We start from the raw sequence: 22,484 nt of genomic DNA, 5'->3' as shown, positions 1-22,484 counted from the left end.
GTTGGGACAGTTAATCAAAAAGGTAGAACTGAATTAATATAATGAAAAGGAGTGCAGAATATGAAACCTTTGATTGGTATTACCTGTAATTTTGATCCGACAGACAGTGCTGGCATGTTGACTCATTTTGGAGTTGCAGGACAGGGTTTCCATATGCTCGCAGAGCATTACATCAAAGCGGTTGAAAAAGCCGGAGGAATTCCTATAATGATTCCCATCTATCAAGATTTTGATAATGCTAAGACCCTTGTTGACCGTATGGATGGAATCCTTATCTCTGGGGGTAATGATGTGGACCCACAGCGCTACGGGGAATTTATATCTAAGGAATGTGGAGGTATTGTTCCTGAACGCGATGAACAGGATATTGCGATTGTAAAATATGTTATAGAAGCGACCTCAAAGCCAATTCTAGGGATTTGTCGAGGCATTCAGGTATTTAACATTGCAATGGGAGGGACCATATATCAAGACTTAGGAAAAGCTGGGTTCCATGATCATTTTATTTCAGCCATGCCTTTAAATCATGCTTCTCATGAGGTCGTGGTTGAAGAAAAATGTCTGCTGTATGATATTTTCGGAGCGAAAAAAGTAGCGGTCAATTCCTTTCATCATCAGGCTGTTAAGAATTTAGGGAACCATTTAGTTACAATTGCTCGTTCGGCTACAGATGGTGTTGTGGAAGCAGTTGAAATACCAGGAAACCGCATGGCTCTTGCTGTTCAGTGGCATCCAGAGATGATGTATGACTCGGACGAGCAGGCAAAGATTTTTACTCGTTTTATAAAAGAAGCGGCTAAATAAAGGTAAACTAAAAAGCACTGTGGCAGAGAAAACTCTGGACCACGGTGCTTTTTAATATGTCTGGAGTTACCAAGCACTGATTTGTTTGTCACGTAAGGCCATCATTTGAATTTCTTTTGATGTAATCAGGTGATGTACCATAGCCTTTTGGGCATCGTTTACTTTATTATCAAGAATATAATCAATCAATTCAATATGTTCCTTTGCAGCCTCAATGTGCCGTTCCCATAGGTTCTTTTCAGAGTAAATCCTAACCCGGATATTTTGGTCAAATACTTTACCCAACATTGTCTTGATAAAGACATTTGGACAGGCTGAAGCAATGACTCGATGAAAGTGATCATCAAGTTTGGCAAACTTAGTTGGATCTGGTGGCGCTATAATCAGTTTTTGAGAAAGGGCTTTAATTTTTAAGAGTTCATGTTTATCAATGAATTTTAGGTAAGTCTCAATGATATAGGGTTCTATGATTGTCCGTACTTCAAAGCCTTGACTGATGTCGCTGACTGTTAAGGGTTTTACTAGAACTCCTTTTTTAGGAAGTACAGAAACAAGGCCTTCCTGTTCCAGTCGGGAAAGTGCTTCGCGAATTGGTGTCCTGCTCACATCCAATTCTTTCATCAATTCACCCTCATTAAGGAAGTCACTGTGACCAATTCGGCCTGTTAAAATTTTATCCTTAATGGCATTGTAAGCTTTGTCTCTAAGATTTATAGCCATGAATTGGTCCCCTTTCGCTATACGGTGAAAAATACATAATGTATACAAGATATATATATTTATTATACGGAATATATCCTTTTGATTCAAGAGAGTAGTAGGCTATAATCAAAGCAAGGAAAATTATTGGAAAATTCAACTATTATGATAAGGGGGCTTTTAACATGAAACTGAAGAAAAAAGCATTGACACTTCTCGCAGCATCAGTTCTCGCTGCACTTTGTGTTGGCTGCGGAACGGATAAAAGTGCAGATCCCACACAAAAGAAGGGCGGAGAAAAAGTCCAGATGGATCTGGCAACAGCTTATTCTGCAGATTCTCCTGCTGGCAAGGCACTCAAGAAATTTGTTGAGGATGTGAAGAAAAAATCGAACGGTAGTATTGAGATCAACCTATTTACGGACGGTACGCTTGGTAATCCGAAAGATAACTATTCTTCGGTTGCCAGCGGGGATCTCGATATGACCATGTCCGGTCTGGAAGGTCTTGATCTTTATGCACCGGAATATACGTTCCTTGATGCACCTTTCCTTATGACTAGTCAGAAACAGCAGCAGGAAATCCTGAAGAGCGGGATTGGTGATAAGCTGAAGGAAATCTACAAGAAGAACGGATTTACGACACTGGGATTCCATAACCGTGATATGCGCGAACTAGCTTCCACGCAGCCCATCAATTCGCCAAGTGAGCTTCAGGGCTTGAAACTCCGTCTTCCTGGGATGAGAGTCTATGTTGATACTTGGAGCAATCTTGGAGTAAGTTCTACGACGGTTGCTATGAACGAACTGTATACGGCACTTCAGACCCATGTTGCTGAAGCTTGTGAAGGTGGCTACGAACAGATGGCAACCTTAAAGCTCTACGAAGTTCAGCCATACATCATGGAAACAGATCATGTATATGAATTCGTAGGATTGTTCATCAACAACAAAGCCTTTGATAAGCTGAGCAAAGACCAGCAAAAAGTGCTGCAAGACTGCGCAACGGAAGCGCTGCAGTATGCGGATAAACTTGCTGCTGAAAGCCGCAATCAGTATAAGAAAGAATGTGAATCCAAGGGTGTAAAGATTGTTAAAGTTGACCGCAATGCATTCCGCAAACAGCTGGAGGATTATTATAAAGAACAATTCAATAGCAAGTGGAAAGCCACGACATACGATGAAGTTATGAAATACGCAAAATAATAGTTTTACTAAGATGTCGTGCAAGTTTTAGCACGGCATCTTTTTTAGAAAGGATAACATTATGGTCAAAAAGATTGTCACGGGCTATTTAAAACTCGTTGAAACCGTTTGTATTACATTACTGTTTCTTATCTTTGTCTTGATGGTAGTCCAGGTTGCCTGCCGGCTTTTATCCATCGGCCAGAATTTTACAGAAGAAATGGCACGAATTGCATTTTGTCTGATGGTATTTTTTGGAGCGCCGCTTGCCCTAGCGGAAGGTGCTGATATCTGTGTCGATATGTTGGTTAATAAGTTGCCTGCAGGCGTTCAGAAAGTAACTAACATCCTGGCCGATGGGCTTACCGCTGTATTTTCTGTTCTTTGCATTAAGAGCCTTTTGGTTTTGATTGATGCAAATGAAGGGGTCTCCGCAGTAGCACTCCCTTGGATTAAAATGAATTGGATTTATACCATTATGCTGGTTAGCTTCGGGTTCCTCTTCTTAGTCGCGGTTGGAAAGGCTATTGCTCTAATCTTGAATAAGAAAGATACGATTGATATTAATGCCGAAGAAAAAGCTTTAGCCCGGAAAGAAGAAAGTGAGATGAACTTAGGCATATGACTACAAATGCAATGATTGTCCTATTACTGATTTCCATGCTCGTCCTTTTTCTCCTTAAGGTCAATATTTACGTCAGCATGGCACTTGCTGGATGCGCTGTCCTTGCCATTAGATTTGGCATGAGATGGAGCCTTCTTGCTCAATACCTATATACGGGCGTTGATTCTTTCACCTTGCTGTCCATCCCGCTTTTTCTTCTGGCGGCAAAGATTATGAATACGGGCAGCATAACTAAAAAGCTATTTTCGTTGTGCATGAAAGTTGTTGGTTGGCTTCCTGGCGGCTTGGGTCATGTCAATGTCCTTTGTTCTGTTATCTTTGCAGGCATGTCCGGTACTGCTGTTTCGGATGCTGGCGGGCTTGGCTCCATTGAAATCAAGGCTATGAATGAAAATGGCTTTGACAATGATTTTTCTTGCTGTGTAACAGCTGCCTCCTCGACCTTAGGTCCTATTATTCCACCGTCCATCCCTTTAGTAGTTTATGCTACTGTTTCTGGTGCTTCCGTAGGTGCACTTTTTATGGCTGGGATTGTGCCTGGGTTGGTCATGGCTGCCTTCATGATGCTTCTTGTTAGTGCTTATGCTATCAAACGCAATTACCCCAGAACACCATTTCCTACAATTGGAGGTGTCTTTAGCGCCCTAAAAGACGGTATCCTTCCCTTGATTGCGCCTGTTATTCTTTTGATTGGAATCTATGGTGGTGTATTTACACCGACTGAAAGTGCAGCTATTGTTGTAATGTACAGTCTTATCCTAGAAGTCCTTATTTACCGTGAGATGACTGTTAAGAAATTTATTTCCATCCTGAAGGAAACGGTTCGAGACTCTATTACAATTGCCTTAATTATTGCTGGAGCAACATTCTTTGGCTATGTTGCAACTCGAGTGAGGATTCCTCAATTAATTCTTCGTGAGATGACGAGTCTTGTATCTGATCAATTTATGCTTCTTGTCATCATCAATATTTTCCTGCTGATTATTGGCTGCTTCCTTGAAACGGCATCTGCAATCACTATTGTCGTCCCTTTGATTCTTCCCCTTTTGAAAGCTTTTCATGTCAATTTGACACAATTCGGCATTGTTATGGTCCTAAACCTTATGATTGGCCTATTGACGCCGCCATTTGGATTGGTTTTATTTGTTGTAAGTAAAGTTGGTCATATATCGGTGGGAAGATTTTCAAGAGCACTTCTTCCATGGTTGGGATGCCTATTGATTGCCCTTCTTATCATCACGTTCTTCCCGCAAGTCAGTCTCTGGTTCCCAACTTTTTTGGGAATGAGTGTATAAGAGAGGGGTCATTATGAAAATTGCGTCGGTTAAAGGAATTAAATTGCGTTGCCCTTGTGCCGAAATCAGTGATGCCCTCGGAACTTCTACTGCACGGCAGGCTTTTTTAATCAAAATAGAAACGGATAATGGCCTAGTTGGAATCGGAGAAGCGTTTACTTATGGAGCTCCATTAGATGCAATGCAAGCTATTCTAGAACAACAAATGATACCAATTTTGTTGGGCGAAGAAGCATCTGATATCGAACGGCTTTGGCAGACCATGTATTGGAGAACGATTGCTAGTGGACGCCGCAGCTTGACCATGGGTGTTATTTCTGGTATTGATACTGCCCTGTGGGACTTATTGGGAAAGGCTTCCAATATGCCAATATCCAAACTCCTGGGAAAACAGTTTGATTGCATTCCCACATATGCCAGCGGTGGGTTTTATGCTCCTGAAAAGACAATTGAAGATCTAGGTAAAGAAATAGCAGGGTATCTAAAAAAGGGGTACCGAGATGCAAAAATCAAGATTGGCAGAACTCTTGATAGAACTGGGGCTCCCTTGCAATATATGGCAAATCAGCGGGGAATGGTTACTATCGAGGAAGATTGGAATCGCATAAAACTGGCTAAAAGTCTCTTAGGAAAGGGCAAACTTATTGTAGATACCAATGCTTCCTGGAGCGCTTCTAAGACAGTCCAGATGGGTCCAGAACTTCTTGATATGGGTGTATCTGTAATCGAAGAACCCATTCCTTTTGAGGACATTCATGGGTATCAGCACATAAAACAGAGCATCCCCAAATTGCTGGTTGCGGGATGTGAAACGCAGCAAGGTCTTCCTTATTTTTCTCATATGATTGAGTCTGATTGCTTGGATATTGTTCAGCCTGACGTTGGATGGGCTGGCGGTATTTCAGAAGTGAAAAAAATTGGAAATGCCGCTCAAGCGGCAGGAAAGTCGATTTCTCTCCATTGCTTCGGTTCAGCTGTCTTATTTGCCGCTAGTTTACAGGTCGCATCAGCAATGGGCAATACTATTGCTATGGAATCGGAAGAAAATCCAAATCCTCTGAAAGAGAAACTGCTTAAAACTAATTTTGAGACGGATCATGCAATGAATTTTAAAGTTCCTGATGATCCTGGGTTGGGAATTGAACTTAATTGGGATGCGGTTGATAGTTTTGTAGTTCGGTAATAAAAAAGACTATGTGGGAGATGATTTCTCCACATAGTCTTTTAAGCTTATGAAATAAACTTATGCGATGATATATAATTATGTATGCCACTGTATAACCGTAAAGAACAAATGCTATTGAAATTACTATTACTGAAAATCTGCCTGACAATAAACGCAGCGCCCGTCTTTAAATGTCATTTGAGGTACGAGAATATGATGGCCGGTGAAAGTATGACCATTGCAATCTTCATAGGGGACTTGTTTTCTTTTATCTTTAAAAATTACAAGATCTGCAGGCGTACCGACCTTCAGCGTTCCTAATTCAGGATGGCCAATGAGATGCGCCGGTTTCTTTGTTGCTGTTAAGAGCACACTTTCTAAACTCATCCCGAAATCTACATATTTTGAGAGAATGCGGGGAAGGGAATGAAGGGGTTGAAGAAACCAACTGGATGCATTGTTATCGGAACTGATGATGTCTGGCACAAATCCTTCTTGGATTGCTTTTTGAGCCACGACGAGATCGAAATTGCTTCTTCCATTACAGGCATCGAAGAGGACGCCGCGCCGGCGTGCTTCCCATAAGCCTTTGAGAACATGGCCATCTTTGTCTAGACAGGTATGTTTACCTTTTCCGTGGAAAATATGGCAGATGACATCGCCAGGACGGAGATACGATGCAAGTTCGTCAAGGGGAATGGGAGAATCGGTGACGTGAACCACAACACGGGTACCAATGCGATCCGCAATTTCAATGGTCTTTTTTAAGGAAATACGAGCCATTTTTGCAGAGAGAATATTTTTTGACAGTCTTGTTTTCAGTCCAACAAGGTTATGACCATACTTCTCGAATAGTGACGTAATCTTTTCTTCATCAAAATATTTGGGGTCTAGATTCTCTGGATATCGGTCATTGGATTGACCACCGGAGGCGACGAGCAGACAACTAAGAATTCGGACGTCGGATATGGAGATAATAGTTTTATAGAAAAGCTCGTAATTACCGGCTCCAGCAGTACCTCCATCAACAGCGGTTGTAATTCCTGTGCAGAAAGAAGATGCATTTGCATTGATACCACTAGAAGACCCACCTTCATAATAATGGGTATGGTAGTCGATTAATCCAGGTGTTATTATGCAATTAGTCGCATCTATGACTTTACAGTTTTTTAAACCGATATCAGATTGCGTTTCTGAAATTTTCCCGTTTATGATAGTAAGGTTTGAGAAAGTCCAGTCTCCTGTTTCTGGATTGAGATAAGATCCATTTTTTATAATAAAATTCATTTTAATTATCCTTTCTAAAAGCCTTGGTGATTATCACCAAGGCTTTTAATGGTTGTTATTTTGCTCTTGTTTTATTTATTGCATCCATGAGCTGATCAACAATTTCGTCTCCTAAATCACTCCTAACCATTTCCTGAACAATGATACCTTTTTTACGGATTTCATCAATTACAGAAGGCTCTAAAGTGATAATCTGAGCTCCGGCATCGATACAGGTCTGCTTGTATTGTTTGATGCTGGCATCAGCTTTTGCATTTCCATAGGCAGTAGCTGCTGCAGCGCATTCATCTACCAGACGTCTTACATCACTTGGAAGAGAATTGTACAAATCATAATTCATGAAGAAAATTATAACATGCCCAATATGGTTTGTTTCAACAATATATTTTTGAACCTCTTGCATGTTGTTTCCAACAATATTCATGTAGGGATTTTCTTCCCCATCGATGGTACCTTGTTGAAGACCCATAAATACTTCTGTAAATTGCATCGGAGTGGCTGCTGCACCCAGAGCGTTCCAGTAAGCAATATGATATTTATCTGTCATTACACGGATTTTTTGTCCTTGCAAATCGGAAAGAGTATGGACCTCCTTGTTAGTGGTTAGTTGTCTGAATCCGGCATCAGAATAACCAAGCATTTGGATACCGCCAGCATTACAATAATGATTTAAGACTTTCGAAAAATCGCCGGAAAGAACTGTTCTCATTTGAGTGACATCATCGAAAAGGTTAGGGATATCAAAGATAGCATATTGCGGTATATAATCCACTAGATTAGTTGTCATACCAGTTCCAATTTCAATAGAGCCACTAAGAACAGCTTCCGTAAATTCGTTCCCCAATTGACCATTTGGATACAAGTCAATCTTTATACGTCCGCCGGATTTAATATCCATAAGATGTGCAAACTCAGCCAACATTTTATAATTGATGGAAGAATCAGCTACAGTCATGGCGGCTCTCCAATGATACTCTGTGGAAAGAGCATTTGGATTAAGTGGTTTAATGTTTGCACCATAAAGATCGGCATCTGCTTCAAGTGTAGGGGTAGTAGCCACAGTTTTTGTCGTTTCTTTTGAGAGAGCACTAACAAGGCCCATGGAGATGCCAGGAATATTGGTAATAAACCCTAAGGAAATCAAGAACGTAACGAGGAAGGGAACAACAGCACGCGCAAGTCTTAAAACAGGAATTTTAGTCATGCCTGAGGCTACAAAGAGGTTAATTCCCATGGGTGGGGTAATCATACCGATGGCGAGGTTACAAGTCATGATAATACCAAAATGGATAGGGTCAACACCGATTGCTGTTGCTACTGGAACCATAATCGGTGTTAGAATCATGATATTTGGAATGTTGTCGATGAACATACCGCATACTAACATGACAATATTCATGATAAGTAGAACAACATATCTGTTATCCGATAGTGTAAGAACGCTTTGACTGATAATTTGAGGATATCTAAGTAGAGTCAGAATTTTTGCAAATGCTGTAGCAGCTGCAATAACAAAAAGGATATTTACATAAGTTTTGGTTCCTTCAACAACTACGGGTGCAATATCTCCAAATTTAATAGATTTGTATACAAAAAGGCAAACAAAGAGACCGTAAAATACACTGATTACTGCTGCTTCGGTAGGACTGCAAATCCCCGAATAAATTGTTCCTAAAATAATAAATGGTGTGAGCAGTGCAAAAAAACTGTCTTTGAAAAGCTTGGGGAGACCAATTTCGTGCAATTTTGTATAGCTTTCTTTTAGTTTAGTTTTGTCTTCACCATGCTTTTTACAATAGATATAGCAATAAATCATAAGAGCAACGCCAATTAAGATGCCAGGGATAATTCCTGCAATAAAAAGTTTCGATGGAGAACAATTTGCAGCAGAAGCGTAAACGATGTAGGATATGGACGGCGGAATAATTACACCAAGGCCACCGGCGACGGTTACAATTGAGGTGGCGAATATTTTATCATATCCCATAGAAACAAGGAATGGAATTGTCATTGCACCCACTGCAGAAACAGTAGCCGGAGAAGAACCGGAAATCGCAGCGTAGAACATACAGGTAACAACAACCGCACAGGGGAACCCAGCTGTCTTATTCCCGATAAAATAACCAAAGAAGTTAAATAACTTTTGTGATATTCCACCTTTTACCATAATCATTCCCGAGACCATAAACATTGGTACAGCGAGTAAAGTAAAACTATTTAATCCGGCAAACATCGCTCTTGCAACGTCGCTTACTCCAAATGAAAAATTTTGATTGAGTAGACTAGGAATAACTGAAAGAAGAGTAAACGTTCCGCCAATTGGTAATGAAATTGCTAAAAATAATATCAATAATATAAAAAATAGTGCCATCGACATAATTCGTCACTCACCTTTCTGTTCTTCTTTTGTGAATTGCCAATAAATTTTTTGAAGATAGCGGAACACGCCCAAAGCGATACCAAACGCCATTATTTTATATAAAAATGCAACCGGAATGCCCAATGCTGGGCTTGCTTGATGGATTAAGGTCGCCTTATCAACAAGATTAAGTGTCCCATAAAATAAGAATCCAAGGATAGAGATCATTATCAGATTACATACAATATCGAGGATTTTGCGAATTCGGATTGGGAAAATATTAGTAAAAGTATCTACTTTAAGAGTTGAATTATTTCGTATAGCACACGGAAGACAGAAAAAAGCTGAAATCGCTAATAGATAACAACAAACTTCATCAGACCATGTTAGTGCTTGGTTGAAAACATATCTTGAAATTACGTTTGCAAAGGACAGCAAACACATTGTACTCAACATTAATGCCAGTACAATGTATTCAAAATTTTTGTCAAGCTTTTGTAAAATTTTCATACTAACATCATCCTTTCTTAGTACAGATGTAATAACGCTGGCTTATTGCAGTCATATTTCCAATTCGGAATGAGATACTGCATGGCCATAGCATCATTGCGGTCATGACTGGGCATGGCGTTGTAGAGTTTATTGGCCTTCATAACCTTATCCATATCGAGTGTAACACCAAGACCTGGTTTATCAGGAACTTCAAGATAGCCATCTTTGATCTGTGGTGTATCTTTAAGGAGATTCTGACCATCCTGCCAGATCCAATGCGTATCGAGAGCCGTTGGATTTCCCGGAGCTGCCGCACCAACTTGGGCAAAGGTTGCAAGTGTAATATCGAAATGATTGTTGGAATGGCTTCCCCAAGTAAGCCCCCAGTCCTTGAGCAGGGCTGCCATGCGCAGACTGCCTTCCATTCCCCAGAAATGCGGATCGGCAAGGACGATATCGACTGCTTTTAAGGCTGCTGCATGGTAGAACTGTCGCCAATTCGTAGCAATCATATTGGTGGCAACCGGAAGATGGACGGCATTTTTGAATTCGGCCATCACTTCACGGCTAGAAAAACCTGCTTGCGGTCCTGTCGGGTCTTCAATATAGCTCAGCACATTTTCCATTGGCTTGCAAAGTGCAATGGCTTCTTCAAGGCTCCAGCAACCATTGGGATCGATGTTGATTCTTGCATCAGGGAAGGCTTTCTTAAGAGCTCGGCACGTATCCATTTCGTAGGCACCATCAAGGACGCCGCCCTTTAGTTTGAAAGCCTTGAATCCATATTTTTCTTGGAGAATCTGAGCCTCTTCCACAATTCGGTCATGGGTCAGGATTTCTTCACGACGATAACGGAACCATGGATCAGTACTCTTTGATTCATCAAGATAGGGGAGATCCGTTTTGTTTTTGTCTGACACGTAGAAAAGATAGCCCAGCATTTCGACCTTGTCACGCTGCTTACCTTCTGCAAGAAGTTCACACATGGGAACGCCCAAGTGCTGCCCCAGCAGGTCGAGGAGGGCGCATTCAAGGGCCCACTCAGCACGGACAACAAATTTTAGCTTGGAAATATCAAGAGTCTGGATGCCCTCTCCATCATCTTCGGATGCCTTTTTGCCTCCGCGATGGATACGGCCGAGAATGGATCTGTACTTCCCGATTTCTTCCCCAACAACAAGGGGAATATAGCTTTCCAAGCATTCCTTGGTATATTCACCACCATGAATTTCTCCAATCCCGGTATGGTTGGCAGAGTCTTTTAAAATGACGATATTGCGGGTGAAAAATGGAGCATGGGCACCGCTTAGCGTCATTTCCATGCTGTCATATCCTGCAACAGGAATGACTTTCATTTCGGTTATTGTGGGTGAAGCAATCATAGATGTATACCTCCAATAAATAGAATTTTCCGAATTACTACACTTCTATATTATAGAATTTGAAATTTTTAGGCCAATATGTAATAATGATTCATAAAATCATTATTACTAATCAATATAATTCTTGAACTTAATAGATATATGTATTTCTTTGAGGAGAGGGGTTATGGATACAAGACACTTAAAGTATTTTATTACAATTGCACAAAAGGGAAATATGACGAAGGCTGCTGATGAACTATACGTGTCACAGTCTTCTCTGAGTCAATATCTTGCAAAATTAGAGCAGGAACTGGGGGTCCCTTTATTTGAACGAACTCATAGTTGTCTTGTTTTGACCCCTGCTGGAAAGTTATATGTTGATGCTGCGAAGAAGATTATAAGAATTAAAGACAACTTATATCAGCAGATTAAGTCAGTGCATAATAGAAGTCATATTAATTTGGGTATTACAAGTCTACTAGGATTGCGTATGTTAACCAAAGTTATCCCAGTTTTTAAAGAACAATATCCAGAAGCAACTATAGAAATTACTGAAGGAAATATTGGCACATTATTGACTATGATTAAAGAGGAGAGCATTGACTGTGCAGTTATGGCAATTGCAGATAAGAATACTCTTACAGATAGTGCAATCCGTGTGTTAGGTGAGGAAGAGATATTACTAGCGGTACCTGATAAACATCCCTTTACAAAATTCTGGAATAAAGAGAATGTTCCATGGAAAGTTATTTTTCAAAATATGGGTAATGATAATTTTTTGCTCAGCAAAAAAGGTTCAACTCTAAGACAGCGTATTGATTCAATTTTTGATGAGTATAATTTTGTGCCCAAGACGATGTTTGAGACAAATAGCATTCAAACAATGAGGGCAATGGTTGCTATGGGTATAGGCATAACTTTCCTTGGTAGTTCTTGCAGGGAATTTATGGGGGGAATCAGATATTATTCCTTTGAACCGAAAGCAACGCGTTACTTTATTTACATGGAAAGGAAGAATTGGAATACTCACGATACTGAAGAATATTTAAAGTCATTAATTTTTTCATACTTTGAAAATCAAGATGTAAAGAAAATGTTGCATAAGTAGAGTCTCAAAACAGTTATAAAAATGATAGATTGGAAATTCTGCTCAAACGGAATGCATTTTACGTTTTAAACGGCATGTGTTTTTCACTAAAACGGCATATATTTTTTAGTGGTATAGTAACTTTTGTAGTCGCAAATTACGAAAGGAGACACTATGTCATCTAAGACTACAATATAATAATCGGCGTCAAAACAATATGCAAAACAAATCCAGCTGCGAAATGATTGCTAATTGATACCAGATCGGTTCAAGTACCTTCCAGCTGTTTTTATATCATATTATGAAAGTGAGAAAATAGCTTACAAGATGAAAAATTACCATTGAACTGCTACAGAGGTGCTCATGGATAGATCAGAAAAAAACTGCCCATTACAGGCAGTTTTAGTGCTGGAAAAAACTGCCTTGTCAACGCTCTCTGTATAACTGCATTACGCCAGTTGCGGATAGTTAGGTATATTCGCACCAATAATTTGTGACTGGAATATGAAAAAAAGAAAAGCAGGACGGACGGGAATATGATGATCGCAAAACCATGACCGCCTATGATTTGCTGGTGATAGATGACATTTGTTTAATGAATCTAAATCTGGAACAGTGCCGCACCTTCTTTGAAATTATTGAAGCTCGGGACTGCCGAAAGTCTATAATGCTGATTTCACAGCTTTCTGTAGCTCAATGATGGAATCTATTCAAGGATAGCACTTATGCAGATGCATGCTTCAGTCGTTTGACATCTTATGCAAACCGTTTGGTTTGCAACGGCAGAGATATGAGGAAAGACTAGACAAAATTAAAGAGCGAAAACGGCGTGAATGTATTTCATGCTGTTTAAGCAGAATCTGCAAATGATAGATGCAATAACTATATTTATATATGCTTTAGCAATTAAGGAGACCATGTAGAAATACGATTTCATTTCTCTCTGGTCTCCTTTAAAATCTAGGGAAGATTCATCAGAAAATCTGAATGATACAAGAATATTCTGTCATCTCTTTATGTTATACTTTGAGGGGAAGGAATGCTTGGGAGGTGTCATGATATGATGGATGCGCTAAAGAAAATGCTTGATGAATACAGGATTCCTCCTGTTATTGAAATCAAAACGAAATTTGATAAAACTCGTCTGCCTAAGGCAGAAGAGGTCCTTTTGGCGCGCCTTCAAGAGAAAAAACTCCCCATACGGCCAGGCATGCGAATCGCTATTACAGGCGGAAGTCGCGGTATTGCGGATTATCCTGCCGTGATGAGGGCTGCGGTCCGTTATATCAAGGCATGTGGGGCTGTCCCCTTTATCGTTCCTGCCATGGGAAGCCATGGCGGGGCCACTGCAGAAGGTCAGGTTGAGGTCTTAAAGCATCTTGGCATTACGGAAGAGACCGTGGGTGCTCCAATCTATTCAAGTATGGATGTCGTTGAGATTGCCCGAACGGAACTGGGACTTCCTGTTTATTTGGACCGGATTGCATCGGAGGCAGATGGCATCCTGCTGCTCAATCGGGTAAAGACTCATACATCCATTTATGGTGCCTATCAGAGTGGTCTTGTCAAGATGATGGCTATTGGACTGGCTAAACACAAAGGAGCAGCGATGACCCACAGCCTTGGTACGGATTATCTGAACGATAACATGGCAAGGGTTGGGCTTCTGGCTCTTAAAACCGCTAAAGTCGTTGGCGGGATTGCGGTCATAGAAAATGGTTATGATGAACTCGCTGATGTCTATGCTCTCAGAAAAGAAGAAATCCCAACAGAAGAACCCAAAATCCTGGAACGGGCCAAGAAAATGGTCCCGCGCATTCCCTTTGACGCGATGGACGTGCTGATTTGCTGTGAGCTAGGAAAAAATATATCAGGGACCGGGATGGACCCTGCAATTGTGGGAAGACCCATCAATAATCGGCCCAATGTTGGACCTGATGTGACGGAGCTGGGGATTCTCTCCATTACGCCTCAATCTGAAGGCAATGGCAATGGAATCGGTATGGGAAACTTTATTTCCCGGCGCGTTCGGGATGAACTTGATGAATCCATGACGGTCATTAATGCTTTGACGGGAATGAAGCCCTTTACGGCTATGATTCCGCCGACGATGGAAACGGACGAACTTGTTTTTAAAGCCTGTATCAAGGCCGCAGGAAGAATTGCCCCGGAAGATCTCCGCATGGCGATTATCCGCAATACAGGGAACCTCGAACGAATCTGGGTATCAAAAGCCCTTGCAAAAGAACTTGAACCAGAGCGAGGATCCTTGGTAGGGGATTATTTCCCTGTTCCTTTTGAAGGTAATGGTGCCCTCAAACATTTTTGGAAATAATAAGAGGGCACTTTACACGAAAGTATTGGATAACAAAAAGATGGAAACAACAGTATGTGAAGTGCTGTTGCTTCCATCTTTTTTGTTGTTACTTTTTTGATTCGCGTACAAATTTTTTCGGTGACATTCCAATTTTATTGGTAAAGGTTCGAATGAAATGCGGATAGCTCTTAAATCCTACCGCAGCTGCTACATCACGTACCATCATGGTATTTTCTTTCAAGAGGACACAAGCTTTTTGCAGACGGAGCATTGTCATATAGTCGCCAATGGAAATCCCCGTATGATCCTTGAAAAACTTGCAGAGACGGGATTTGCTGACATAAAGGTGGGCGGCGATATCGTCAAGATGGATGGACTCCAGGTAATGAGCCGAAATATAGGTGATGGTATCTATCACCGTATGATCAGGCAGATCCTGTAAGGCCGATTTTTCTTCATGATGATGACGCAGGATGGAGGCAAGGGTAAGAAGAAAATTTTCGAGCAAAATTGTCTTCTGGATATCTTCACCAAAGGCACTGCCTACGGGTGCAATGAGTTCTTCCATCATTCCACATAGTTTCATGAGGTCCGGACGGGAAAGAACAATGTGGCGAGGCGCTGTTTTGAAAACGTTTAGCAGATTTGACTGCAGGGTGGAAAGTCTTTCGAGAATCTTGATGGGAAAACGCAAATCATAGCGTTCTGTATGGTCTTTGATTGAACTGAAAACATAATGGATTTCAAAAGGGTGAATGAGGACAAGACTTCCTGTTTCAAGGGGATAGCGTGTGTCCTGAACTAGGAAGTTCCCATTGTGGTTCATGCTGATATAGATTTCCATTTCATCATGAAGCTGGGGAACAGTATAGATGATTTTCGTGCCATAATATGCATAATAGGGGAATGCAGCCATGAGATATTTTCACCTTCGTAAATTTGCATTTCTTCTTTATTTTAATAGGAATATTAACAAAATTAGCCATCATTTTCAATGCAAATTGATTCATTGAAGGATTTATTTTAGAATTAAGATGTAGATATGGAACTTAAAAAATACAGAATAATCAGGAAATAAAAGGTGATTTCTTAGTTTGAGTTTATTTCTAAGCAATGTGAATGGAACCTTGTTTATGTTTATTAGTCCTGATTGGATGTGTACTCAGGAGGAGGGAATTTTAATTATGGAACAATACGATGTCATTGTCATTGGCGCAGGGGTCGTAGGAAGCGCCATTGCAAGGGAACTATCCCGATATGAACTAAAAACAGCCGTTCTTGAAAAGGAACTGGATGTGGCGACAGGAAACTCCAGCCGCAACACGGGCATGCTTCACGGTGGGTTTACGTATAAACTGGGGACGCTGCGGGCCCAGTGTTCCGTAGAAGGCAATCAGGAATTCGATAAAGTGGCTTCCGAACTGGGTGTGCCTTTTAAGAGAACGGGAAAATTGGTTGTTGGATTTACCGAACATGACCGCCAAAATATCCTGCGCTTTAAGGCCAACGGGGAAGCAAACGGCGTCAAAGGTATGCGTATGGTCGATGCTGACGAAATGCATCGCATTGAACCTAACGCAGGCGGCAATTTTGCCATGTATGTTCCTAGTTCCGGAATCTTGGATCCATTCCAGTACACCATTGGACTTGCTGAAAATGCCTGCCATAATGGCGTTCATTTCTACTTCGGATCCCGTGTCACGGGCATTAAGCAGATTGCTAAGGATACACCCGACATGGCTCTTCTTATCAAGCGAAATCCTTCCATATCAGGGAAAGAAGACTTGTATGAGGTAACGACAGAACGGGCCATTTTCCTTGCAAGATGGGTCATTAACAGCGCCGGTGCCTATGCCAACAAGATCGGCCAAATGATGGGCTATCCGCATGTTCCTCAGTATGGATGCAAAGGAGAGTATTACGTCCTTGATAAAAAGGCCGGCCAGTTTCTCAAGATCCCTGTCTATCCAGCTCCAAATGACCAAGGGGGATTCGTGACGCACGCAACGCCTACGGTGGATGGCAATATTCTCGTAGGACCTGATTGGTATGATACGGAAGGCCCCGAGGATTATGCAAACCAGAAGCAGAGTTTGGATAAACTTTTTACTGATGGAAAAAAGATGTTCCCCAAGATGGCGCGCCCTTATTTCATCCGTAATTTTGTGGGAATCCGGTGGCGCAACTGTAATCCGACAACAAAGGAAGCTCTGGATTTCCGGATTGATACAAATGCAGGGATCCCCCATACCATCAGCCTTGTAGGAATCGAGTCTCCTGGTGTCACGGCGGCAACACCGCTGGCTCGCCGCGTGGCAGCCATTCTCCTTGGTACGGAAGAAAATGAAGGAACCCGCATTAAGAAAAAAGCGGCTTTCGATCCAATCCGCAAACCGATTCCGCGTTTTGCTGAAATGACCTTGGAAGAACGGGTGGAAGCGATCAGAGAAGATCCAAACTATGGACAGATCTTTTGCCGCTGTGAAAACGTGACCAAGGCTGAGGTCTTGGCGGCTCTTCATAATCCTTTGGGAGTCCATACAGTGACGGGAATCAAGAACCGGACCCGATCCATGATGGGAAGATGCCAGGGCGGTTATTGCCAGACGCGGATTACGGAACTCATCGAAAAGGAACTGGGGCTTTCTCCGGAAGATCTTCGTTACCAGCGTGAAGGCGGCTGGATCTTTACAGGAACAGTTCGGAATGAAGCCGGGAAATGAGAGGGAGCAGATGGAAATGAAAGCGGAAAAAGCTAAGGTGCTGCATACGGATGTCGTCATTGTCGGCGGCGGCCCAGCTGGTCTTGCAGCGGCGGTCCAGCTCTATGATGAAGGAATTACGGATCTTTTGATCCTTGAAAGGGAACATGCCTTGGGCGGCATACTCAAACAGTGTATCCATGATGGATTTGGCCTCACACGGTTTGGAGAATCGTTAAGCGGTCCTGAATATGCAGCCCGTTTTATCAAGGAAGTGGAAAAACGGAAGATCCCTTATGTGACGGATACGACGGTCATTAACGTGACACCTGATCATGAGGTGCAGGCAGCCCATGAATCGGGCATGATCATTGCTAAAGCAAAAGCGGTTGTCCTCACTATGGGCTGCCGGGAACGGACAAGAGGAGCCCTTGCTATTCCGGGAACCCGCCCGGCTGGTGTCATTACGGCAGGCGTGGCCCAGGCCTATATCAATCTTCAAAACCGGATGCCTGGCAAAGAAGTGGTGATCCTAGGGTCCGGGGATATTGGCCTTATCATGGCTCGCCGCCTTACCCTTGAAGGAGCGCATGTCATCGGCGTCTACGAGATCAACCCTATCCCGAGCGGCCTTCCCCGCAATATTGAGCAGTGTCTCCACGATTATGACATTCCCCTGCACTTGGGATACACCGTATCAGATATCAAGGGAACGGACCGTGTGACGAGCGTTGTCGTATCCAAAGTGGATAAAAAGCTTCAAGTGATTGAAGGAACAGAAGAGGAAATCCCTTGTGACACCCTTGTCCTTTCTGTTGGATTGATCCCGGAAAATGAACTGACCTTGGGTGCAGGCGCTGTTCTTACCCCGGCTACGAGTGGGGCCATTGTCGATGAATACTTTGAAACGACCGTACCGGGAATCTTTGCCGCAGGCAACGTCCTACATGTTCATGACTTGGTTGATTTTGTCTCCCTGGAAGCAGAAGCTATGGCCCGGGGAATCAAGCGCTACCTGGAAGGAAGCCGCTATGAGGCTGTCATTGACGTTAAAACGGGCCGTAATGTGGGACACACGGTTCCTCAAAAGCTTACAGGAAAAGAAGATGTAACCCTTTCCCTTCGTGTACGGGGCCCTCAGAAAAATGCCAAAATTACGGTTCGCCAAGGGAATCATGTTGTTGCCCAAAAGCTTGTAAAAAATGCCCTGCCGGCAAATATGATTGAACTGCCCATTAAGAGTAACCAGATTATTGGAACAGCGTCCTTGGAGGTGAGCGTTGATGAATAAGGAGTTAACCTGTATTGTCTGCCCCAATGGCTGTGACCTGCATATCGCCTATGAAAAAAGCGCAGAAACCATTGAGGTCCTTTCCGTTGAGGGGGCGCTATGTAAGCGGGGGGAAACCTATGCTCGGCAGGAGCTCATTGCCCCCAAACGCAGTATTGCTAGCTCTGTCCTTGTTGAAGGTGGAGAATTGCCGCTCGTGAGTGTAAGAACTAAAGGCGTGATTCCTAAAAACATGATTTTCCCCGTGATGAAAGAAATCCGGAAGACGGTGGTGAAGGCTCCTGTCGAAGAAGGAAGTGTGCTTATTCCAGATGTACTGGGTCTTGGCATTGACGTGATTGCAACTAAGCGGGTGGAAAAGAAGTAGAAATATAAATATTGTGATTTTCTGAAAAAATACAGCGAAATTGTATTTTTTGGAGCTGGCACAGTGTATGTGGTAATTCAAATCGGTGGTAATTTCATTAAAAGTCAGTCAACGACTTTTGGTAATTAGAAAATGTTCGAGATCAATTTTTGGCGATTGAAGGGCGTCATACTTTTCCATTTGAAGTGCTGTTATAGTAATACTTATTGTAAAAGGGAGGTATTTTGGATGAAAACGAAGTTCCTGGCAACAGTCCTTGCTTTAAGTGCGATTGCAATGGGTAGTTTAGGTTGTGGAAGTAAAGGCGGACAACAAGCATATAATAATCAAAACGTAAAATGGCCTACTAAACCTGTCCAGATTATTGTTCCGTATTCAGCAGGTGGAGATACTGACTTCAATGCTCGGGTTATGGCAAAATATTTGGAAAAGAAATTGGGAAAACCGTTTACAGTGACAAATGTTGTCGGCGGTGGGGGATCGATTGCCAACAATAGAGTTAAAAATGCTGCGCCTGATGGAAATACAATTTTGGTAAACCATGTTTCCTTTATTCTGTCGAGAGCTTCCAATGTCATTGATTTTAGTTATAAAGATATGGTGATGGGTGGTGTCTTTGCTCGCCAAGATACGGATGTGGTTTTGGTTAGAGGAGATTCTCCTTGGAACTCTATTAAAGAATTAATCGAAGATAGTAAGAAGAATCCAAATCAATATAAAATTGCCGCAAATACTGGCACATCCTCCCATTATGTCGCAATTTCTTTACAAAATGCAGGCGCAAAATTAAATGTTATAGACTCAGGTGGCTCTTCTGACCGTATTGTTGCTTTGCTGGGCGGCCATGTTGATGTTATTCCCGCTTCATATGCTGGTGTTAAAGATTATTTAAAAACAGGAAAATTTAAAGTGTTGGCGGCATGTGCACCCCAAAGAAGTGCAGTCCTTCCTGACGTTCCTACTCTAAAGGAGTCTGGCGTCGATTGTGCTTATGTCTATCCTTATACCTTCTTCTTCCCGAAAGGGACTAACCCGAAAATTGCGGAAACATTATCAGCAGCGGTAAAAGATATTGTTCAAAATGATAAAAGTTATGCAAATGAAATCGATAAAGCGTATATGCAAAAACCTTACTATGAAAGTATTTCCGATTCCGAAAAATCATGGGGCAAAACTTATGATCAAATTATGAAATTGTCAGATAAACTTCAAGGTAAGGTTCAAAAAGAAACTAAATAAAACTTATTGGTTTGGCTTATGAAACAAAGAGGAGTTATTATGAGTGATAAACGAAAAGAAGTACTGTCATCGATCTTTTTTGCAGTTCTTTCAATCGTTTACTTCTGTGGAACTTTTTCTATTAGAGGTTATAATGCATTTGGAGTCACGGTTTTGACTTCTGCCAGTGTTCCTAGAGCACTGGCAGTGATACTCTTTTTACTTAGTTGCTTACACTGTTATGCAAGTCTGAGAGTAAGAAAAGAAGATGAAGTTGCCTCGAGTTCAAATGATGAAGTTCACGGAGTAAACATAAAAAAAGAACTGGAACAGGCTGAAAAAAATGAATCCGACACGGGTAACGTCTGTACGACTGATGTAGTTCTTACGGTTGTATTTTTAATTCTTTATATTGTTGGATTAGCAAACCTGGGATTCATCATATCTACGATTTTTTATATCTTTATGCAGTCAGAACTTATGACAAAAAAAACAGACCGAAAAAGAAGTATTCCTTGGTGTGTAGTACTATCGATTATTGTAACGATTACTATTTATTATCTTTTTAATAATCTATTAGCTCTAATGCTTCCAGTTGGCCCGTTTGGAATATAGAAGGAAAGGAGGAAATATAAGATGCTTGAAATGTTACTTCAAGGTATCAGTGCTGTTATATCAGATCCGATTAGCATCGTATTAATTTTTTTGTGTACGGGCATAGGAATTATTTTTGGCGCAATTCCAGGGCTCACTGCAACAATCGCCATTGCAATGATGCTACCGATGACCTTTTCAATGCCAACTACCATGGGAATAGCTTCCTTGGTTGCTTTGTATATTGGCGGAATATCAGGAGGCTTAGTATCAGCAATTTTATTAAATATGCCAGGTACTCCTTCTTCGATTGCTACTTGTTTTGATGGACGGCCGTTAGCACTCAAAGGTGAGGGTGGTAAAGCGCTTGGGGTAGGTGTGGTTTTCTCATTTATTGGAACAGTCCTTGGAATTGCAGCTATGATTTTTATAGCTCCGCCTCTGGCTAGCATAACGATTAAATTTGGAGCATGGGAATATTTTACCGTTACCATGTTTTCACTTACTTTAATTGCAAGTTTAGCGGGTAAAAATATTGTCAAAGGAATCATTACTGCAGTTATTGGGATGATGTTTGCTTCCGTTGGATTAGCTCCAATTGACGGAGTTGAGAGATTTACGTTTGGAAGTGTTGAACTAACGTCAGGATTTGCAATGCTTTCTGTTCTCGTAGGTCTATATGCAATTTCTGAAGTTATGAAAACTGCAGGAATGATGCAATCAGACGAAAATTTTGTCGCAACAAAATTTCATATGAAGGGTTTTGGATTTTCTTTGCAAGAATTTTTTAGCCAAATCAAGAATGCCATACGTTCTGCAATTATTGGTATAGGAATTGGAATTTTGCCGGGTATTGGTGGAGGAACGAGTAATATTGTTTCTTATTCCATTGCCAAAAACCAATCTAGGCATCCAGAACGATTTGGTACAGGCATCATTGATGGTGTTGTAGCTTCTGAGACCGCCAATAATGCAACAATTGGTGGCGCCATGATCCCTCTTCTGACGCTAGGAATTCCTGGCGATACGGCAACCGCTATGCTATTGGGAGGCTTCATGATTCATGGAATTCAGCCAGGACCATTGCTTTTTGAAGCTCACGGAGATATCGTTTATGGTGTCTTTACGGCAATGATTTTATCATCGTTTTTCATGTTGATCTGGTCCTTTGGGGCAATGCGACTATTTATTCGTATATTAAAAGTGCCTAAGAATTATTTATTTCCAATTATTGTGGTACTTTGTTCAGTTGGAGCATATGCTCTTGATAATCGGGTGTTTGATGCTGCTTCTATCGTTCTCTTCGGGGTTATTGGGTATTCATTAGAAAAATTAAAGTATCCGTTGCCTCCATTTATTTTAGGGTTTGTTTTAGGTGGCACATTTGAGCAAAACCTTAGAAGAGGACTGCAAATTGGAAATGGAAATATTTTTGATTTGTTTAACTATCCAATTGCTGTTGTATTCTTAGTGGCTACCGTGTTATCGCTATTCTTTTCCTTGCGTCAATTAAAAAAACGTTCGGTATGATTTGATTAAAGGTAATCTTGTTAATTAAAAAGTGTTCTTTGTTAAATTTTTGGGTGCTAAAGTGTCTATGCACTCCTGGAGAGGACATGCACTGAAGACAGTGC

The 22,484-nt window shown here is 41.5% G+C and carries 19 protein-coding genes and 2 pseudogenes; 14 read left to right on the top strand and 7 right to left on the bottom strand.

The annotated features are described in order from the left end of the window. The first annotated feature begins 60 nt into the window (after window positions 1-60). Window positions 61-804, top strand: a complete 744-nt coding sequence (locus tag DW817_RS06860; protein ID WP_120111763.1) for a gamma-glutamyl-gamma-aminobutyrate hydrolase family protein — start codon at window positions 61-63, stop codon at window positions 802-804. Window positions 805-870: 66 nt separating this feature from the next. Here the strand turns inward: DW817_RS06860 and DW817_RS06855 are convergent, their stop codons facing one another. Further along, window positions 871-1,524 (bottom strand): GntR family transcriptional regulator, encoded by a 654-nt coding sequence (locus tag DW817_RS06855; protein ID WP_120111760.1) that lies wholly within the window; start codon window positions 1,522-1,524, stop codon window positions 871-873. Window positions 1,525-1,688: 164 nt separating this feature from the next. Between DW817_RS06855 and DW817_RS06850 the strand changes: the two genes are divergently transcribed. From DW817_RS06850 to DW817_RS06835, 4 genes are all read left to right on the top strand, one after another. Continuing rightward, entirely contained in the window at window positions 1,689-2,708 is a 1,020-nt protein-coding gene (locus tag DW817_RS06850) for a TRAP transporter substrate-binding protein (RefSeq protein WP_120111757.1), read from the top strand. Between the two features lie 61 nt (window positions 2,709-2,769). Further along, on the top strand, window positions 2,770-3,312 hold the full coding sequence (locus DW817_RS06845) for a TRAP transporter small permease (RefSeq protein WP_120111754.1): 543 nt from the start codon (window positions 2,770-2,772) through the stop codon (window positions 3,310-3,312). Next, a complete protein-coding gene (locus tag DW817_RS06840) occupies window positions 3,309-4,607 on the top strand; it encodes a TRAP transporter large permease (RefSeq protein WP_120111750.1) in 1,299 nt (432 codons plus the stop codon). The genes DW817_RS06845 and DW817_RS06840 overlap by 4 nt, the downstream gene beginning before the upstream one ends. 13 nt (window positions 4,608-4,620) lie before the next feature. Continuing rightward, window positions 4,621-5,790, top strand: a complete 1,170-nt coding sequence (locus tag DW817_RS06835; protein ID WP_120111746.1) for a mandelate racemase/muconate lactonizing enzyme family protein — start codon at window positions 4,621-4,623, stop codon at window positions 5,788-5,790. 129 nt (window positions 5,791-5,919) lie between these two features. Here the strand turns inward: DW817_RS06835 and DW817_RS06830 are convergent, their stop codons facing one another. The 5 genes and pseudogenes from DW817_RS06830 to DW817_RS06815 all read right to left on the bottom strand — a co-directional run bounded on the left by DW817_RS06830 (window position 5,920) and on the right by DW817_RS06815 (window position 11,292). Continuing rightward, window positions 5,920-7,059 carry a metallo-dependent hydrolase gene (locus DW817_RS06830; protein ID WP_120111743.1) on the bottom strand — a complete coding sequence of 380 codons (1,140 nt, stop codon included), beginning with the start codon at window positions 7,057-7,059 and terminating at the stop codon, window positions 5,920-5,922. 55 nt (window positions 7,060-7,114) lie between these two features. After that, window positions 7,115-8,014, bottom strand: coding sequence for a TRAP transporter substrate-binding protein (locus DW817_RS11075; RefSeq protein WP_371414504.1), 900 nt, complete (start codon window positions 8,012-8,014; stop codon window positions 7,115-7,117). A 135-nt stretch (window positions 8,015-8,149) separates the two neighbouring features. Continuing rightward, window positions 8,150-9,436, bottom strand: a pseudogene (locus tag DW817_RS11070) (TRAP transporter large permease); the annotation flags it as partial. A 6-nt stretch (window positions 9,437-9,442) separates the two neighbouring features. Beyond that, on the bottom strand, window positions 9,443-9,928 hold the full coding sequence (locus DW817_RS06820) for a TRAP transporter small permease (RefSeq protein WP_120111736.1): 486 nt from the start codon (window positions 9,926-9,928) through the stop codon (window positions 9,443-9,445). A 17-nt stretch (window positions 9,929-9,945) separates the two neighbouring features. Beyond that, a complete protein-coding gene (locus DW817_RS06815; protein ID WP_120111732.1) occupies window positions 9,946-11,292 on the bottom strand; it encodes an enolase C-terminal domain-like protein in 1,347 nt (448 codons plus the stop codon). 166 nt (window positions 11,293-11,458) lie between these two features. Here DW817_RS06815 and DW817_RS06810 point away from each other — a divergent pair, with 166 nt between their 5' ends. The 3 genes and pseudogenes from DW817_RS06810 to DW817_RS06800 all read left to right on the top strand — a co-directional run bounded on the left by DW817_RS06810 (window position 11,459) and on the right by DW817_RS06800 (window position 14,696). Continuing rightward, the gene (locus DW817_RS06810; RefSeq protein ID WP_120111728.1) at window positions 11,459-12,382 is read left to right on the top strand and encodes a LysR family transcriptional regulator; all 924 of its coding nucleotides are present in this window, start codon (window positions 11,459-11,461) and stop codon (window positions 12,380-12,382) included. A 499-nt stretch (window positions 12,383-12,881) separates the two neighbouring features. Further along, window positions 12,882-13,061, top strand: a pseudogene (locus DW817_RS11065) (ATP-binding protein); the annotation flags it as partial. 360 nt (window positions 13,062-13,421) lie between these two features. Further along, on the top strand, window positions 13,422-14,696 hold the full coding sequence (locus DW817_RS06800) for a DUF362 domain-containing protein (RefSeq protein WP_120111720.1): 1,275 nt from the start codon (window positions 13,422-13,424) through the stop codon (window positions 14,694-14,696). Between the two features lie 88 nt (window positions 14,697-14,784). On the opposite strand, the gene DW817_RS06795 is transcribed toward DW817_RS06800, so the two are convergent. Beyond that, a complete protein-coding gene (locus DW817_RS06795; RefSeq protein ID WP_120111716.1) occupies window positions 14,785-15,594 on the bottom strand; it encodes an AraC family transcriptional regulator in 810 nt (269 codons plus the stop codon). A 268-nt stretch (window positions 15,595-15,862) separates the two neighbouring features. Between DW817_RS06795 and DW817_RS06790 the strand changes: the two genes are divergently transcribed. The 6 genes from DW817_RS06790 to DW817_RS06765 all read left to right on the top strand — a co-directional run bounded on the left by DW817_RS06790 (window position 15,863) and on the right by DW817_RS06765 (window position 22,380). Continuing rightward, complete coding sequence (locus DW817_RS06790) at window positions 15,863-17,401, top strand: NAD(P)/FAD-dependent oxidoreductase (protein WP_009014946.1); 1,539 nt, start codon at window positions 15,863-15,865, stop codon at window positions 17,399-17,401. Between the two features lie 10 nt (window positions 17,402-17,411). Further along, window positions 17,412-18,671, top strand: coding sequence for an NAD(P)/FAD-dependent oxidoreductase (locus DW817_RS06785; RefSeq protein ID WP_009014945.1), 1,260 nt, complete (start codon window positions 17,412-17,414; stop codon window positions 18,669-18,671). Then, window positions 18,664-19,038 (top strand): DUF1667 domain-containing protein, encoded by a 375-nt coding sequence (locus tag DW817_RS06780; RefSeq protein ID WP_120111712.1) that lies wholly within the window; start codon window positions 18,664-18,666, stop codon window positions 19,036-19,038. Before DW817_RS06785 ends, DW817_RS06780 begins: the two co-directional genes overlap by 8 nt. A gap of 228 nt (window positions 19,039-19,266) precedes the next feature. Continuing rightward, a complete protein-coding gene (locus tag DW817_RS06775) occupies window positions 19,267-20,277 on the top strand; it encodes a tripartite tricarboxylate transporter substrate binding protein (protein ID WP_165851877.1) in 1,011 nt (336 codons plus the stop codon). Window positions 20,278-20,316: 39 nt separating this feature from the next. Then, complete coding sequence (locus DW817_RS06770) at window positions 20,317-20,871, top strand: tripartite tricarboxylate transporter TctB family protein (RefSeq protein ID WP_165851876.1); 555 nt, start codon at window positions 20,317-20,319, stop codon at window positions 20,869-20,871. 21 nt (window positions 20,872-20,892) lie between these two features. After that, a complete protein-coding gene (locus DW817_RS06765) occupies window positions 20,893-22,380 on the top strand; it encodes a tripartite tricarboxylate transporter permease (protein ID WP_120111703.1) in 1,488 nt (495 codons plus the stop codon). Window positions 22,381-22,484: the final 104 nt, after the last annotated feature.

Origin of the sequence: Acidaminococcus sp. AM33-14BH (genome assembly GCF_003603525.1) — a bacterium.
Lineage (GTDB): Bacteria > Bacillota > Negativicutes > Acidaminococcales > Acidaminococcaceae > Acidaminococcus > Acidaminococcus intestini.
Note: the sequence above shows the minus strand (reverse complement) of the source record. Positions and strands in the feature narration are given on the sequence as shown.

Bases quoted from the DNA above. Each gene is read 5' to 3' on its own strand.
- DW817_RS06860 (WP_120111763.1), top strand. From the start codon at position 61: ATGAAACCTTTGATTGGTATTACCTGTAATTTTGATCCGACAGACAGT.
- DW817_RS06855 (WP_120111760.1), bottom strand. From the start codon at position 1,524: ATGGCTATAAATCTTAGAGACAAAGCTTACAATGCCATTAAGGATAAA.
- DW817_RS06850 (WP_120111757.1), top strand. From the start codon at position 1,689: ATGAAACTGAAGAAAAAAGCATTGACACTTCTCGCAGCATCAGTTCTC.
- DW817_RS06845 (WP_120111754.1), top strand. From the start codon at position 2,770: ATGGTCAAAAAGATTGTCACGGGCTATTTAAAACTCGTTGAAACCGTT.
- DW817_RS06840 (WP_120111750.1), top strand. From the start codon at position 3,309: ATGACTACAAATGCAATGATTGTCCTATTACTGATTTCCATGCTCGTC.
- DW817_RS06835 (WP_120111746.1), top strand. From the start codon at position 4,621: ATGAAAATTGCGTCGGTTAAAGGAATTAAATTGCGTTGCCCTTGTGCC.
- DW817_RS06830 (WP_120111743.1), bottom strand. From the start codon at position 7,059: ATGAATTTTATTATAAAAAATGGATCTTATCTCAATCCAGAAACAGGA.
- DW817_RS11075 (WP_371414504.1), bottom strand. From the start codon at position 8,014: ATGACTGTAGCTGATTCTTCCATCAATTATAAAATGTTGGCTGAGTTT.
- DW817_RS06820 (WP_120111736.1), bottom strand. From the start codon at position 9,928: ATGAAAATTTTACAAAAGCTTGACAAAAATTTTGAATACATTGTACTG.
- DW817_RS06815 (WP_120111732.1), bottom strand. From the start codon at position 11,292: ATGATTGCTTCACCCACAATAACCGAAATGAAAGTCATTCCTGTTGCA.
- DW817_RS06810 (WP_120111728.1), top strand. From the start codon at position 11,459: ATGGATACAAGACACTTAAAGTATTTTATTACAATTGCACAAAAGGGA.
- DW817_RS06800 (WP_120111720.1), top strand. From the start codon at position 13,422: ATGATGGATGCGCTAAAGAAAATGCTTGATGAATACAGGATTCCTCCT.
- DW817_RS06795 (WP_120111716.1), bottom strand. From the start codon at position 15,594: ATGGCTGCATTCCCCTATTATGCATATTATGGCACGAAAATCATCTAT.
- DW817_RS06790 (WP_009014946.1), top strand. From the start codon at position 15,863: ATGGAACAATACGATGTCATTGTCATTGGCGCAGGGGTCGTAGGAAGC.
- DW817_RS06785 (WP_009014945.1), top strand. From the start codon at position 17,412: ATGGAAATGAAAGCGGAAAAAGCTAAGGTGCTGCATACGGATGTCGTC.
- DW817_RS06780 (WP_120111712.1), top strand. From the start codon at position 18,664: ATGAATAAGGAGTTAACCTGTATTGTCTGCCCCAATGGCTGTGACCTG.
- DW817_RS06775 (WP_165851877.1), top strand. From the start codon at position 19,267: ATGAAAACGAAGTTCCTGGCAACAGTCCTTGCTTTAAGTGCGATTGCA.
- DW817_RS06770 (WP_165851876.1), top strand. From the start codon at position 20,317: ATGAGTGATAAACGAAAAGAAGTACTGTCATCGATCTTTTTTGCAGTT.
- DW817_RS06765 (WP_120111703.1), top strand. From the start codon at position 20,893: ATGCTTGAAATGTTACTTCAAGGTATCAGTGCTGTTATATCAGATCCG.